This is a genomic window from Methylobacterium sp. Leaf466 (assembly GCF_001425565.1).
Taxonomy (GTDB): Bacteria; Pseudomonadota; Alphaproteobacteria; order Rhizobiales; family Beijerinckiaceae; genus Methylobacterium.
The window spans coordinates 190,924-204,360 of sequence record NZ_LMRC01000033.1 but is presented as its reverse complement, the minus strand read 5'-3'; the positions used below and the strand labels follow the sequence as shown (position 1 = coordinate 204,360).

At 71.1% G+C, this 13,437-nt stretch carries 12 protein-coding genes; 2 read left to right on the top strand and 10 right to left on the bottom strand.

From position 1 onward, the window contains the following. Position 1 precedes the first annotated feature (1 nt). The 7 genes from ASG59_RS15985 to ASG59_RS15955 all read right to left on the bottom strand — a co-directional run bounded on the left by ASG59_RS15985 (position 2) and on the right by ASG59_RS15955 (position 7,899). Complete coding sequence (locus tag ASG59_RS15985) at positions 2 to 1,399, bottom strand: dicarboxylate/amino acid:cation symporter (RefSeq protein ID WP_055878688.1); 1,398 nt, start codon at positions 1,397 to 1,399, stop codon at positions 2 to 4. Positions 1,400 to 1,655: 256 nt separating this feature from the next. Beyond that, on the bottom strand, positions 1,656 to 2,531 hold the full coding sequence (locus ASG59_RS15980) for a hypothetical protein (protein ID WP_055878691.1): 876 nt from the start codon (positions 2,529 to 2,531) through the stop codon (positions 1,656 to 1,658). Between the two features lie 289 nt (positions 2,532 to 2,820). Further along, a complete protein-coding gene (gene msrB / locus ASG59_RS15975) occupies positions 2,821 to 3,246 on the bottom strand; it encodes a peptide-methionine (R)-S-oxide reductase MsrB (protein ID WP_056410020.1) in 426 nt (141 codons plus the stop codon). Between the two features lie 76 nt (positions 3,247 to 3,322). Then, positions 3,323 to 4,414 (bottom strand): YihY/virulence factor BrkB family protein, encoded by a 1,092-nt coding sequence (locus tag ASG59_RS15970; protein ID WP_082523825.1) that lies wholly within the window; start codon positions 4,412 to 4,414, stop codon positions 3,323 to 3,325. A 169-nt stretch (positions 4,415 to 4,583) separates the two neighbouring features. Continuing rightward, the gene (locus ASG59_RS15965) at positions 4,584 to 6,104 is read right to left on the bottom strand and encodes a malonyl-CoA synthase (protein WP_056280170.1); all 1,521 of its coding nucleotides are present in this window, start codon (positions 6,102 to 6,104) and stop codon (positions 4,584 to 4,586) included. 48 nt (positions 6,105 to 6,152) lie between these two features. After that, a complete protein-coding gene (locus ASG59_RS15960; RefSeq protein WP_056410018.1) occupies positions 6,153 to 7,559 on the bottom strand; it encodes a malonyl-CoA decarboxylase in 1,407 nt (468 codons plus the stop codon). A 136-nt stretch (positions 7,560 to 7,695) separates the two neighbouring features. After that, positions 7,696 to 7,899: a hypothetical protein gene (locus tag ASG59_RS15955; RefSeq protein WP_055880989.1), complete on the bottom strand. Its 204-nt coding sequence runs from the start codon at positions 7,897 to 7,899 to the stop codon at positions 7,696 to 7,698. A gap of 332 nt (positions 7,900 to 8,231) precedes the next feature. Here ASG59_RS15955 and ASG59_RS15950 point away from each other — a divergent pair, with 332 nt between their 5' ends. Continuing rightward, a complete protein-coding gene (locus ASG59_RS15950; protein WP_082494263.1) occupies positions 8,232 to 9,455 on the top strand; it encodes an MFS transporter in 1,224 nt (407 codons plus the stop codon). Positions 9,456 to 9,461: 6 nt separating this feature from the next. Here the strand turns inward: ASG59_RS15950 and cobD are convergent, their stop codons facing one another. Continuing rightward, the gene (cobD, locus tag ASG59_RS15945; RefSeq protein WP_056410016.1) at positions 9,462 to 10,451 is read right to left on the bottom strand and encodes a threonine-phosphate decarboxylase CobD; all 990 of its coding nucleotides are present in this window, start codon (positions 10,449 to 10,451) and stop codon (positions 9,462 to 9,464) included. A gap of 21 nt (positions 10,452 to 10,472) precedes the next feature. Between cobD and cbiB the strand changes: the two genes are divergently transcribed. After that, a complete protein-coding gene (gene cbiB, locus ASG59_RS15940; protein ID WP_056410014.1) occupies positions 10,473 to 11,465 on the top strand; it encodes an adenosylcobinamide-phosphate synthase CbiB in 993 nt (330 codons plus the stop codon). A gap of 25 nt (positions 11,466 to 11,490) precedes the next feature. Here cbiB and ASG59_RS15935 read toward each other — a convergent pair whose 3' ends face one another. Continuing rightward, on the bottom strand, positions 11,491 to 11,961 hold the full coding sequence (locus ASG59_RS15935; RefSeq protein WP_156399273.1) for a hypothetical protein: 471 nt from the start codon (positions 11,959 to 11,961) through the stop codon (positions 11,491 to 11,493). 13 nt (positions 11,962 to 11,974) lie between these two features. Beyond that, positions 11,975 to 13,423, bottom strand: coding sequence for a cobyric acid synthase (locus ASG59_RS15930; protein WP_056410007.1), 1,449 nt, complete (start codon positions 13,421 to 13,423; stop codon positions 11,975 to 11,977). Positions 13,424 to 13,437: the final 14 nt, after the last annotated feature.

Sequence of the window (13,437 nt, the reverse complement as noted above, 5' to 3'; positions counted from 1 at the left end):
GTCAGCGCGGGCCTGCCGCCGCCGTCGGCGACGGAGCGACCGCGTCGTCCATGTTCGGCGCATGGTCCGAGATATCGGTGCCGATCGAGACCGGGTGCGCCATGACCTGGGCGAGTTTCTCCTTGTCGAGCTCGCCCTCCCAGCGGGACACGACGATGGTGGCGACGCCGTTGCCGATGAGGTTGGTGAGGGCGCGGCACTCCGACATGAACTTGTCGACGCCGAGCACCAGGGTCATCGCCGCGACCGGAACGGGATTGCCGGGGATGGCGGCGAGCGTCGCGGCCAGGGTGATGAATCCGGCACCCGTCACGCCGGAGGCGCCCTTCGACGTCAGCATCGCGACGAGGAAGATCGTCGCGTACTGCCCGACCGTGAGGTCGGCGCCCACCGCCTGCGCCAGGAACAGCGTGGTGAGCGTCATGTAGATGTTGGTGCCGTCGAGGTTGAACGAGTAGCCGGTCGGGATCACGAGGCCCACCACCGAGTCCGAGGCGCCGAGGCGCTTCATCTTCGTCATCATGTGCGGCAGCACGGTCTCGGACGACGAGGTGCCGAGCACGATCAGCAACTCGTCCTTGATGTAGGCCAGGAACTTGATGATCGAGAAGCCGGCGAAGGCCGCGATGCCGCCGAGCACGACGAAGATGAACAGGAGCGAGGTGGCGTAGAAGGTGCCCACCAGCCACGCGAGGTCGATGACCTTGCCGATGCCGTACTGGCCCACCGTGAAGGCCATGGCGCCGAAGGCGCCGATCGGGGCGAGCTTCACGATGAGGCCGATGATGCGGAAGAACATCTGGCCGACCGCGTCGATGCCGCGCGTGATGCCGGCGCCCCGCTCGCCCATGCCGGTGAGCACGACGCCGGTCAGGATCGAGATCAGGAGCACCTGCAGCAGGTCTCCGGTGGCGAAGGCGTCGAAGAAGCTCTTGGGAATGATGCCGAGCAGATGGGCGACCGTGGAATCGGAGGCCGCCTTGCTGGCGTAGCCCTCCACCGCCTTGGCGTCGAGCTTGCTCACGTCCGCTCCAAAACCGGCGCCGGGCTGGACGATCTCGCCCACCAGGATGCCGACGAGCAGGGCCACGGAGGACACCACCTCGAAATAGATCAGCGCCTTCAGGCCGACGCGGCCGACCTTCTTGAGGTCGCCGATCGAGGCGATGCCATGGACGATGGTGCAGAAGATGATCGGCGCGATCATCATCTTGATCAGCGCGATGAAGCCGTCGCCCATCCATTTGAAGGACTTGCCCCACTCCGGGTACAGCCAGCCGACCAGGATGCCGAGGGCGATCGCGATCAAGACCTGGATGTAGAGGACCCGGTACCAGGGCTCCTTCGCCGTCGGCGTGGCCACCGCTGGCGCGGCGGGGGAGGTGATCGTCTGGGCCATGTTTCCTCGCCTGCGCACGCTTGATCCGCGTGTCGCATCCCGTTCATCGGTCGCGTTGGTTGCAACGCTAGCGATTCTGGTGCGCCCGCTCAATCGCCGAAGACGGCGGTGGCGATTTTAATCCCGGCCCTTCAGGAGGACCGACGCCGGCGGCGGCACGCGGATCGCATGTCCCCGAGAGAACGACGGCACCGCTACCCGCACGGGCCGTTCCCGGCTCGCGGTCTCGCGAGCCGGGAACGGCCCACGCTCGCCCCTACTGCTGCGTGCGGCGCGGCCGGACGGTCCAGCGCTCGAAGGAGCCGTCCTCGTCGCGGGGCGGCTCCTGGGGCGGATGCACGGCGGCGCCGAGCGCCTGCGACAGGCTCTCGAACACGTCTTCCATCCGCGTGTCCGGTGGCGGCTGTGGCTGGTCGGACTCGTGATCCTCGGCCGGGGCGGGGTCCGTGAAGGGAATATGCGCGGGCGGCATCGGTGCAGCCGCCGCCGCGGCGACCGGCGCGGCCGCTGCGGCCGGAGGAACGCTCCCGACGATGCGGCGCAGGGTGTTGGCGACGCTGCCGTCTTCGGAGGCCTTGGGCGCCGTGTTGTAGCGACCGAAGCCGAAGCGCGGCTCGACGAGGTCGAGCACGGCATCCAGGGCCGCGTTGCTCAGGGCGATCTCGCCGGGCTGGGGGGCGCCGTTGATGCCGACCGCGTGCCGGTCGAAGGCCGGGTCGGCCGTCACCTCCGGGCCGAACCAGGACGGAACCGCGAAGGACGCGGCCTCCTCGGCCCCGTCGAAGGCGACGCTGACCATGTCGAGGGTCGCGGGGGCGACGTAGCGGTCGAGCAGGATCTCCCGCCCCGCCGGAAGCGCGATCACCGTGCGGTCGTAGGCGGCCTTGCCCGAGCAGACGTCGAGGAGTGCTTCGCCGTGGGCGCGGGGCACCTCCGTGCGTTCCTCGCTGGTCCCGCCGTCGGGCGCCGCGGTCACGAGGACGAGGTGGCAGTTCTGACCGTCGACGCGAACGTAGGAGGTCCGTCCCCCCTGGGGAGGGAAATAGCCCTCCGAGATGCGAGACCCGCCCCGCTCCTTGCGGATCAGGCGGACCAGGGACGAGGCGACGAGGAACCGGCGGACGACGCTCATACTCACTCCTCACGGCACTATCGGCCGGCCTCGGGCGATGGTGGCGCCGGACGTCGCGCCCTCTCCCGCCCCACCATCGATCCGCGTCCCTCGCGGGGCCGCCGTCGACATCCGGGATGAAGACCGTCGTCCGATGCATAGCCTCGGAATCGCCCGCGGGCGGTCCCGCCGACCGTCGTCATGGCCTAAGGGAAAAGGCGTCGAAATCAAGACGCGGCTCCTCGGGGGAGCGGGATGATGCCGCATTCGCTCCGCCACCGAGGGCCTTGGCGGTCTCCGATCCCCTGCGTCAGGCGTTGGGTTCGAAGCGCAGCGAGAGTCCGTTCATGCAATAGCGCAGGCCCGTCGGGGCCGGGCCGTCGTCGAACACGTGGCCGAGGTGGCCCTTGCAGCGGGCACAGTGGACTTCGGTCCGCGTCATCCAGTGACTGCGGTCGACCTGCGTCTCGACGGCATCCTCGATCGGGTCGAAGAAACTCGGCCAGCCGCTGCCGGACTCGAACTTGGTGCCGGTCTGGAACAGGGGCAGGTCGCAGCCGGCGCAGTGGAAGGTGCCGGGGCGCTTCTCCGCGTTGAGGCAGCTCGTCCCGGCGCGCTCGGTGCCGTGCTCGCGCAGGACGCGGTACTGCTCCGGCGTCAGGATGCGACGCCATTCGGCGTCCGTCCGTTCGATGACCGTCGCATCGATTCCGGTCCCCTCGGCGGTATCGCTCATGGTGCCCTCCCCTCGTTGTCTCGCCCATGAGATGGGGCGCAGGGCCGTCGTCTTCGAGATGGCGCGGCCAAAACCGTCAGGTGGCGGCGCCCAAGGTATCAGCCATGCGAGCCTGGCGCAGCCCCATGGGCAGTTCCGGGCCGGTGGTGGTGTCGCGCGCGGTCTGGTGTTCCATCTCGGCGTTGATCTCGGCCCCGAGCAGGACGATCGTCACCGAAATCCAGATCCAGGTCATGAAGCCGATCACCGCTCCCAGCGAGCCGTAGGTCTCGTTGTAGTTGCCGAAGCCCGCCACGTACCAGGAGAACAGAATCGAGGCGACGAGCCAGAGGACGCCGGCCACCACGCTGCCGGTGCCGACCCAGCGCCAGCGTGCCCGCTCGCGGCTCGGGCCGTAGCGGTAGAGGAGGGAGAGGCCGCCCAGCAGCACCACCAGCATCGCCGGCCAGCGCAGCTGGGCGAGAAGCCAGGCGTTCTCGCCGAAGCCGACGAAGGTGAGGACGACGGGCAGCACCACCACCCCGGTGAGCGCCAAAATGACGAAGACGAGGGCGCCCACCGTGAAGGTCAGCGAGCGCAGGTTCAGCATCACGAAGGAGCGCTTCTCCTCTTCCTCGTAGACGATGTTGAGGGCGTCGAAGATCGCCTTCACCGCCGCGTTGGCGCTCCACACCGACAGAACGAGCGAGGTGAAGAAGGTCAGCCCGAGGGATTCGTTGCTCTTGCTGGCGATGCGCTTGATCTGCTCGCCGACGATCTCCACCGCCCCCGACGGCAACACGCCCTGCATCGCCGAGACGTGTTCGTTGATCACGTTGGCGTCGGCGAACAGGCCGTAGCAGCTCACCAGCGCCGCGATGGCCGGCACCAGCGACAGCAGGGTGTAGAAGGTCACGCCGCCGGCCACCGACAGCACACGGTCCTTGTTGAACTCGACGAAGACCCGGTAGCCGATGTCCTTCCAGCCCGAGGCCGGGATCTCGGCGGGGGTCCTGGCCGCCCGTCCTCGATGGACCTCGGCGGCGGCCACGCTGCGCGCCTCGCTGCCGCTCAGGGACAGGGCGCCCTCCCCCTCGGGCTGCGGCGGCCCGGGCCTCGCACGCGCCGGATCGGCGCCGCCCCTGGCGCGGAGGGAGGCCGCAGCCAGGCCGATGAGGGCGACGCCCATCACGCCCGTCCAGAGCCACGCCGCGGCTGTCTCGGGGCGGGTTTCGGGTCGAGGGGGCGATGACATGGGGCAACCGGGATCGACGGGGGCATGCGCCCGCCCTGCCTCGGGGCAGAACGGTGCGGTGGGCAGGCCCGCATCCGCGCTCGAGGCAGATACCGGTTTTCGGTCAGCCCCGGTAGAGCCCCGCGTGGGTGTCGCGCAGGAGGTTCTTCTGGACCTTGCCCATGGCGTTGCGCGGCAGTTCGTCGGCGAACAGGATGCGCTTGGGGCATTTGAAGCGGGCGAGCCGCCCCTCCAGCGTGCGCAGGATCTCCGCCTCGCCGGGTGCATCCGGCCGGGCCACGACGACGGCGGTGACGCCCTCGCCGAAATCGGCGTGGGGCAGGCCGATCACGGCCGATTCGACGACGCCGGGCAGGGCGTCGATCTCGTTCTCGACCTCCTTCGGGTAGACGTTGTAGCCGCCGGTGATGATGAGGTCCTTGCCGCGCCCGACGATGTGGACGTAGCCGCGGGCGTCGATCTTGCCGAGATCGCCGGTGATGAAGAACCCGTCGGTCTTGAACTCGGCCGCCGTCTTCTCCGGCATGCGCCAGTAGCCCTTGAACACGTTGGGGCCCTTGACCTCGATCATGCCGACGGCGTCGGCCGGCAGGTGCGCCCCGGTCTCGGGGTCCACCACCCGCACGGCGACCCCGTCCAGGGGCAAGCCCACGGTGCCGGCGATGCGGTCGCCCTCGTAGGGGTTGGAGGTGTTCATATTGGTCTCGGTCATGCCGTAGCGTTCGAGGATGGCGTGGCCGGTGCGCGCCTGCCAGTCGCGGTGCGTCTCGGCGAGGAGCGGCGCCGAGCCCGACACGAACAGGCGGATCGCGGCGGTCGCCTCGGGCGTCAGGCCCGGCTCCTTGAGGAGGCGGGTGTAGAAGGTCGGCACGCCCATCATCGTGGTGGCGCGCGGCATCAGGGCGAGGATCTGCTTGGCGTCGAACTTCGACAGGAAGATCATCCCGGCGCCGCTGGCGAGCACGACGTTGGTCGCCACGAACAGGCCGTGGGTGTGGAACACCGGCAGGGCGTGAATCAGCACGTCGTCGGCGTCGAAACGCCAGGTCTGCGCCAGGGTCACCGCGTTCGAGGCGAGGTTGGCATGGGTCAGCATCGCGCCCTTGGAGCGCCCGGTGGTGCCGGATGTGTAGAGGATGGCGGCCAGATCGTCGGGGTCGCGGGCGACGTCGGCGAAGTCGGGATCGGCCGCGTCCGCCGCCTCGGCGATGGCCCCGCGTCCGGAGGCGTCGAGGGTCGTCACGCGGCCGACGCCGGCGGCGGTGGCCACCGGCTCCAGGCTCTCGCGCCGGGCCGGATCGCAGACGAACAGGGCGGGTTCGGCGTCCGCGAGGAAATACGCCACCTCGGCGGCGGTGTAGGCGGTGTTCAGGGGCAGGAAGACCGCGCCGGCCCGCACGGCGCCGAGATAGAGGAACACGACCTCGGCGCTCTTCTCGACCTGCACCGCCACGCGGTCGCCGGGCCCCACGCCGAGACCGACCAGGGCTGCGGCATAGGCGCCGGACCGCGCGACGAGATCGGCATAGCTGTAGCGCGTGCCCTCGCCGGTCTCGATCACCGTCTTGGCGGCGGGATCGGCCGGCAGGTTCGCGCGGACGAGGTCGAACAGGGTCTGGCTCATGGGCGGCGATGCTGACTCATTGAGACCGGCGGTCCCGACGCGGGGCACTCAGGCCTCCGCGAGGGCGACGGCGCGCGGCGGCGGCAGGTTGGCGCGCAACTCCCGGGTGACGGCGCTGGACGCCGAGACGGTGCCGAGGTTGGCGTAGGTTTCGTGGTTCTTCTCGATGGCGGCAAGGTCGTAGAGGTAGTTGACCATCAGGCCATAGGATTGCGCCAGCCCCTTGCCCGAGACGTCGCCGAGGAAGTTTATGCGTTCGAGCCGGGCGCCGTTGCCGAGGTGGAACCGGGCGACCGGATCGACGGGGCGGGCGCGATCGGTCTTGGCCCGCAGGAAGTAGGCGGCGGCCGCCGGCAGCAGCGCCTTGCGCACCGCCTCGGACTTGGTCTTGTCGGTGGCCCAATCCGGGGCGTCGAGCAGGCGCAGGGCCTCGACGTCCTCGCGGGTGAGGCTGAGCGGCGCCTCTGCCCGGCGCTCGCGGTCGAGCCATTTGGCGAAACCCGGCACCGGCGACAGGGTGACGAAGGTCTTGAGGCTTGGGATGTCGCGGGCCAGGTCCTCCACCACCTGCTTGATCAGGAAGTTGCCGAAGGTGACGCCGGCCAGGCCCTTCTGGCAGTTCGAGATCGAGTAGAAGATGGCGGTGTTGGCCGCCCGCAGCGGCAATGCCTGGCGGTCGTGCGCCAGGATCGGCGCGATCGCCGGGGCGATGCCGGCGGTCAGCGCCACCTCCACGAAGATCAGGGGCTCGTCGACCAGGGCCGGATGGAAGAAGGCGAAGCAGCGCCGGTCCTGCGGCTCGATCCGGCGGCGCAGGTCGTCCCAGCCGGCGATCTCGTGCACCGCCTCGTAGCGGATGATCTTCTCGAGGATGTGCGCCGGCGTCGTCCAGTCGATGTGCCGCAGGACGAGGAAGCCGCGGTTGAACCAGGACGCGAACAGGTGCTCGAAATCGTTGTCGAGACTGTCGGCCGCCTCGATCAGGGCGTGGTCGTCACCGGCCGAGCGCAGGTCGCGGCGCAGGGTCATCAGGTCCTCGCGCATCCGCACCAGGGCGAGCGTGCCGTCGCGGGCGAGGTTAAGGCGCCGGATCAGTTCCTGGCTGCGCGGCTCGGCGGACTTGTGGAGGACGCCGAGGGCCGCCCGCGTCGGATTGGCGCGGTACGTCGCGATCGCGTCCTCGATCCCGGTGTGATCGGCGCCGAACTCCATGGCCACGAGGCGCAGGAACGTCCCGCGCTCCTCGCGAGACAGGGTGGCGTAGCGTTCGAGGATCAGGCGCGCGAGCGCGACACCGGATGCCTCGCCGCGCCGCGAGATCAGATCCTCGCACAAGCCGACGAGTTCGATGGCGTTGGCCCGGGCGGCGAGATCGCCCCGCCCGAAACCGATCAGGTCGCGCCCGCGATCGCTGATCGTCTGAATGAGGTCGCCGAAGAAGGAGATCGCCGCCATGCCGAGTCGCCTGAGCCTTCACCCCTGGAGCGATGCCGACCACGACGGAAGAGGGTGTCCGACCGGCATCGCACTCTAGGATGCCTCGCGTGCCAGGGCCAGTCTCAAGCCGCGGCGGCGACCGTGGCCGGCGGGGTCAGCGGTGCCCGCCCGCGAGGCCTTCGATCCGGGCGCAATCGGCCCGCAGGCGCCAATCGTCAATGCCGTGCTGGCGGGCGAACCGGATTTCGGCCGCGCGCAACGCACGGCCCGCATCCCGCGCCCGGGCGATCTCCACGGATCCGATCGTGAACGGAACGCCCATGATCTCCCTGGCGAAAGCGACACGGTAGCTCGGCATGGCAAACCCCATGGTTCGGACGAACGGGACACGCGGTGACGCAAACCACACATCAGCGCGACACGACGTATCCCGTCCATGAAACGCGATGACCGGCCACCTGCCAAGCACTGGATGGCGGGGGCCGGGCCGTTCGATCAGTGATCGACAACACAACCTATATGGGTTGTGTCAAATCGATCGACAAGTCCGGCTCCATGGCGAGGCTTAGTTCATGACGAGTCCGGCTCCATGAGCGGTCCGCAGCCTCGGCCCTCCGCGCGCGCGGGTTGTTCGTGCCGGCCAGGACGCGTACCCCGCCGCGACCGAACCAAGGCGGGCACCGACATCCCATGGACACCCCATCGCCCAAGGACGACCCCGGGCGGGCGCCGAGCGCCGCCCCGGTCCGGCACGGTTTCACCGCCAGGACGCGATTCGGCCTGACGCTGATCGCGGGCGGCGCCGTCGCCAACATCTACTACAATCAGCCGTTGCTGGCCCTCCTCGTGGCCGAGTTCGGCGAACGGGCGGCACTCTTGGTGCCCGCCGCCTCCCTGATCGGCTATGGCCTCGGCATCGTCGGGCTGGTGCCGTTGGGCGACAGCCTGCCACGGCGCAGCCTGATCATCTGGCAGTTGCTCGGCCTGAGCGTCGCCCTGCTGGCCGCGGCCCTGAGCACCTCCCTGGCGATGCTGGTGGGCGCCTGCCTCGTCATCGGCTTCCTCTCTTCCGCGGCGCAGCAGGCGGTGCCCTTCGCGGCGGAACTCGCCCCCGATGCCAGCCGCGGCCGCATCGTCGGCCAGGTCATGACCGGGCTCCTCAGCGGCATCCTGCTCGCCCGGACCATCAGCGGGTTCGTGGGGGCGCAGTTCGGCTGGCGCATCGTGTTCTTCGCCGCCTGCGGGGTCGCGCTCGCCATCGCGGCGGTGGCGGCGGCGACCCTGCCGAGGACACCCCAGACCGCCCCGCTGCGCTACCGCGCCCTGATGCTGTCGATCCTCGACCTCCTGCGCACCCAGCCGGTGCTGCGCAGCGCGACCCTGTGCCAGGCGTTCCTGTTCGCCAGCTTCAACGCCTTCTGGGCGACCCTGGCCCTCCTGGTGGAGGCGCCGCCCTTCGACCTCACCGCCGCCGGGGCGGGCCTGTTCGGCGTGATCGGCGTATGCGGGGCCGTGGTGGCGCCGTTGTCGGGCCGCTTCACCGACCGGCGCGGGGCGCGCCCGGTGGTGCTCGCCGGCGGCGTCTGCGTCATGGCCGCCTTCGCGGTGCTGTGGCTGGCCGGCACCGGGTCGCTCGTCGCGGTGGCGGTGGGCGTGCTGCTCATCGACATCGGCATCAACGCCGCCCTCATCGCCAACCAGACCCGGGCCTATGCCCTGGTGCCGGGCGCGCGCGGACGCATCAACACGGTGCTGTTCACGGGCATCTTCCTGTTCGGGGCGATCGGCGCCTTGGCCGGCTCGCAGGCCTTCCTCAGCTACGGCTGGTCCGGCGTCTGCGCCGTCGGGATCGCCCTGGCCGGGGCCGGACTGCTGGTGGCGATCGTCGAACCGCGGCGTCCGGTCGAGGCGTAGCGGTCCTCACCGCAGGATGCGCGAGAGCCGGCACCATTCGCCCCGGTCGGCCGGCAGGCCGAAGCGCAGACGATGGGGCATCGCCTCGAACCGGCGCACGTAGATGCCCGCCTCCCCGAGGCGCCGGAACACGCCGGGGCCGTCCTCGAAATCCGCCGTGCGGAACAGGCTGGTCCCACCGACCACCACCCCCCCGGCCCGGCCGATCATGCGGTCGAGGCGGGCGGCATCGGCCGCGCGCGCCGCTCGGGCCGCCTCGCGCCAGGACCTGTCGCGGAGCGCGGTGCGGCCGATGGCGAGCGCCGGGCCGGCCACCGCCCAGGGTCCGAGGGCTTCGGCGATCCGAAGGGCCAGCGCCGGCTCGGCGAGGGCGAAACCGAGGCGCAGGCCGGCGAGCCCATAGGTCTTGCCGAAGGAGCGCAGGACCACGAGCCCGGGGCCGACCTCTGCGCACAACGAGCCCGCGGGCTCGAAGTCGGCGAAGGCCTCGTCCACCACGAGGAGGCCGCCACGGCGCCCCAGGGCATGGGCCGTGGCCAGGAGATCGCCGGCGGGCACGATGCGTCCGTCGGGGTTGTTGGGATTGACGACGACGACGACATCGCAGCCCTCGGCGCCGGACAGGTCGGCGACCGCGACGACGTGATGACCACCGCGGGTCCAGGCCGCCGCATGCTCGGCATAGGTCGGCGACAGCACCGCGACCCGCGATCGAGCGCGCAGCCGCGGCAAGGTCTCGATCAGGATCTGCGTGCCCGGCGCCGCCGCCACCGTCGCCGGATCGGCGCCGTAGGCGTCGGCCGCCGCGTTCCGCAAGGCGGTCAGCTCGGCGGCCGACGGCAGCCGCGTGAAGGCGCTGGCCTCCAGCGGCGGACACGGATAGGGCACCGGGTTGATGCCGGTGGACAGATCGACCCACGGCTCGGGGCCTGCGGGAAACAGGCGCCGGGCCGCGTCGAGATCGCCGCCGTGGGCGATTCGCGTGCCTTCCCCCATCAGAGAGTGTTCCGCCGCAGAATGCCCTGGACCGTCCTCGCCCATCCGCCCGACACGCTTCCGATCCTGGTCGTCGCCCTCGCCGTCGAGGCGGCCGCCGGCTATCCGGACGGGCTCTACAGGGCGCTCGGCCATCCTGTCACCTGGATCGGCCGGCTGATCGGCGCCCTCGACGTCGGCCTGAACCGGGGAAGCGCCCGCCGGCGGCGCCTGGCCGGCGTGCTCGGCCTCCTCGTGCTGATCGCCGTGGTCGGCGGCATCGCGCTGGCGGTCGGTACGCTCCTCGGTCTCGCCGGTCCGGTCGCCGGGATCGTCCTCGCGGGAATCGCCTGCGCCGCCTTGCCGGCGCAGCGAAGCCTCCACGAGCACGTCGCACGGGTGGCGCAGGGAATCCGGCGGGAGGGGCTTCCCGGCGGGCGCGCAGCGGTGGCGATGATCGTCGGTCGCGATCCCGAGAGCCTCGACGAAGCCGGGGTCTGCCGCGCGGCCATCGAGAGCCTGGCCGAGAACTTTTCCGACGGGATCGTGGCGCCGGCGGTCTGGATCGGGGTCGGCGGCCTGCCCGGCGGCGCCCTCTACAAGGCGATCAACACCGCCGACAGCATGATCGGCCACCGCACCGAGCGCCACGAGGCCTTCGGCTGGGCTTCGGCCCGCCTCGACGACCTCGTCAACCTGCCGGCCTCGCGCCTCTCCGCCGGCCTGATCGTCGCCGCGGCGGCCTGCCACCGCGACGCCTCGGCGACCGGAGCCTGGCGTGCCCTGCGCCGCGATGCCGGCCGCCACCGCTCGCCCAACGCCGGCTGGCCCGAGGCCGCCATGGCCGGCGCGCTCGGCCTGCGCCTGGCCGGACCGCGGGTCTACGGCGCCGTGAGGGTCGAGGACGCCTGGATGGGCGACGGCCGGGCCGAGGCGGGCCCGGCCGACGTGGAGCGGGCCCTCGCCCTCTACCGCAGCGCCTGCCTCATCCTGTTCGGCCTCGCCGCGCTCGCCGCCATTGTGGCTCTCGCCTGATCCCGGCAGGCCCGACCGGCAGCCCCTACAGGCAGGGCGTCACGATGGTATTCCGGCCCTCGCCCAGCGCGTCGCCCACGTTGCTCAACGAATAATCTTCGGCCTTGTCGAGGGTCGGATAGGCGATGGTGAAGCGCGCGGCCTTGCTCGCCAGCATCGCCTTGGCCATCGCCTCGAGGGCGAAGCGCCCACCCCGCGCGTCGACGGCGCCGTAGCCGTCCGTCACGGCGAAGGGAAAGGTCCGGCCGTCGACGACGACCCGGACGTCCAGGGGCCGTCCCTTCGGCGCCGTCTGCGCCAGGCCTTCGAGGACGACCCCCATCCGCCGCCCGCCGGTCCCGCCGCCGCAGAAGACCCGAAAGATGCTGCCGGTCCGGCTGCGGATGCTGGCCTCCGCGGTGCCCTGACCGAACCCGGCGGTCCAGCGATCGTCGACGGAAAGCGCCGGGGTCGCGATCAGGATCGCGACGACACCCGTCAGGACGGAGCGAGGCATGCGGGTCATCCCTTCAGGGTCGGGCGTTCGCGACGGCGAGCACGGCGTCGCAATCGACATGAGCCTCGATATGCGCGGCGAGCCGGTCGAGCACCGCCTCGATTCCGGCCTCGTAGCCCTCTCCGCTCGAGACGGTGCCCAGGCGCGCGAGCCAGGCCGCGCGCTGGCGGTCGTCCGAAAACAGGCCGTGGACGTAGGTTCCGCAGACGCGTCCGTCACCCGAGACCGCGCCGTCCTGGCGCCCGTCCGCGAAGCGGATCAACGGCCGGATGGTGTCGGGGCCGGCGGTCTCGCCCACATGCATCTCGTAGCCGCAGAACGGGACGCCATCGGGCAGGGTGACGCCCGTCACCCGCTCGAGACGCTTGAGCGGTGTCATCACCGTCTCGACGTCGAGGAGGCCGAGGCCGGGCACCGACCGCGGCGTCCCCTCGATCCCGTGCGGGTCGGCGATGGTGCGCCCGAGCATCTGATAGCCACCGCACAGGCCGAGCACCCGGCCGCCGCGCCGGACATGGGCGCGGATGTCGATGTCCCAGCCCTGCTCGCGCAGGACGTCGAGGTCGGCGATGGTGGTCTTCGACCCCGGAAGCAGGACGAGATCGGCATCTCCCGGAATGGCCTCGCCGGGCCGCACCAGCACCACGGCGAGGCTGGGCTCGGCGCGCAGGGGGTCGAGGTCGTCGAAATTGGCGAGCCGCGGCAGCACCGGCACCGCGACCACGCGCTTGCCCGCGCCCGGCGCCGAACCGGCCAGACCGAGGATGTCCTCGGCCGGGAGCCGGGCGGCGGCGGGAAAATGCGGCACGAGGCCGAAGGACGGCCAGCCGGTGCGCCGCGCGACGATGGCCATGCCGTCGGCGAACAGGCTCGGGTCGCCGCGAAACCGATTGACGATGAAGCCGCGGATCATCGCGGCGTCCTCGGGCGCGATCACCGCCTGGGTGCCGACGAGGCTGGCGATGACGCCGCCGCGGTCGATGTCCCCTAGCAGGATCACCGGCACGCCGGTGGCGCGGGCAAAGCCCATGTTGGCGATGTCGCCGGCGCGCAGGTTGACCTCCGAGGCCGATCCGGCGCCCTCGACGACGACGAGGTCGGCCTCGGCTCCCAGGCGCGCGAAGCTCTCCAGCACCGACGCGAGAAGGCGCGGCTTCCAGGCCTGGTAGTCCCGCGCCGCCGCCTGCCCGACCATGCGGCCCTGCACGACGATCTGCGATCCGGTCTCGCTCTGGGGCTTGAGGAGGACCGGGTTCATGTGGACGGAGGGCGCCACCCGCGCGGCGCGGGCCTGCAATGCCTGCGCCCGCCCGATCTCGCCGCCGTCGGCGGTGACGGCGGCGTTGTTCGACATGTTCTGCGGCTTGAACGGGCGCACCCTCAGCCCACGGTTGGCGAACGCACGGCACAGGCCGGCGACGATCAGCGACTTGCCGACGTCCGAGCCGGTGCCCTGGATCATGATGGCGGGGGTCG

Coding starts and splice junctions, on each gene's coding strand:
- cobD (WP_056410016.1), bottom strand. CDS start 10,451: ATGGGGGAAGGCACGCGAATCGCCCACGGCGGCGATCTCGACGCGGCC.
- msrB (WP_056410020.1), bottom strand. CDS start 3,246: ATGAGCGATACCGCCGAGGGGACCGGAATCGATGCGACGGTCATCGAA.
- ASG59_RS15970 (WP_082523825.1), bottom strand. CDS start 4,414: ATGGGCGTCGCCCTCATCGGCCTGGCTGCGGCCTCCCTCCGCGCCAGG.
- ASG59_RS15965 (WP_056280170.1), bottom strand. CDS start 6,104: ATGAGCCAGACCCTGTTCGACCTCGTCCGCGCGAACCTGCCGGCCGAT.
- ASG59_RS15950 (WP_082494263.1), top strand. CDS start 8,232: ATGGACACCCCATCGCCCAAGGACGACCCCGGGCGGGCGCCGAGCGCC.
- cbiB (WP_056410014.1), top strand. CDS start 10,473: ATGCCCTGGACCGTCCTCGCCCATCCGCCCGACACGCTTCCGATCCTG.
- ASG59_RS15930 (WP_056410007.1), bottom strand. CDS start 13,423: ATGATCCAGGGCACCGGCTCGGACGTCGGCAAGTCGCTGATCGTCGCC.
- ASG59_RS15955 (WP_055880989.1), bottom strand. CDS start 7,899: ATGCCGAGCTACCGTGTCGCTTTCGCCAGGGAGATCATGGGCGTTCCG.
- ASG59_RS15935 (WP_156399273.1), bottom strand. CDS start 11,961: ATGCCTCGCTCCGTCCTGACGGGTGTCGTCGCGATCCTGATCGCGACC.
- ASG59_RS15985 (WP_055878688.1), bottom strand. CDS start 1,399: ATGGCCCAGACGATCACCTCCCCCGCCGCGCCAGCGGTGGCCACGCCG.
- ASG59_RS15980 (WP_055878691.1), bottom strand. CDS start 2,531: ATGAGCGTCGTCCGCCGGTTCCTCGTCGCCTCGTCCCTGGTCCGCCTG.
- ASG59_RS15960 (WP_056410018.1), bottom strand. CDS start 7,559: ATGGCGGCGATCTCCTTCTTCGGCGACCTCATTCAGACGATCAGCGAT.